Source organism: Pseudomonas sp. K5002 (genome assembly GCF_013386655.1).
GTDB lineage: Bacteria > Pseudomonadota > Gammaproteobacteria > Pseudomonadales > Pseudomonadaceae > Aquipseudomonas.
This window is the reverse complement of sequence record NZ_JACARK010000831.1, coordinates 3,275-3,593: the sequence shown is the minus strand read 5'-3', so window position 1 is coordinate 3,593 and position 319 is coordinate 3,275. Positions and strand designations below refer to the sequence as shown.

At 63.6% G+C, this 319-nt stretch carries 1 pseudogene; it reads right to left on the bottom strand.

What is annotated here, in order from left to right:
- A pseudogene (locus HX846_RS29430) lies at positions 1-189 on the bottom strand (cytochrome c5 family protein); the annotation flags it as partial.
- Between the last annotated feature and the right edge of the window lie 130 nt (positions 190-319).

Genomic DNA, 319 nt, shown 5'->3' with positions numbered 1-319 from the left:
ACCGGAGGCCGGGTTGGCGTGGCACAGCTTGCAACTGGTGTCGTAGACCTGGGCCAGGGCTGCGTCGCTCGGCATGGCATTGGCCGCCGTGGCACGTTCGGGGGGATGTTTCGGTTTGTCGCCACAGGCTGTCAGCAGGCAGGTCACGGCCAGCAGCAGACTGATGCGACGGGGGTTGATTGCCCGCATAGCCACCTTCTCTCTTATTGTGTGAAAGCGTGATCCACACTAAGGCAGCCAGGGCGCGGCGTTGAGGGTATTGGGGGACAGAAAGGGGGGCTTGGGCGGACAGGCTTCAGCGGCTGATCGTTCCCACGCT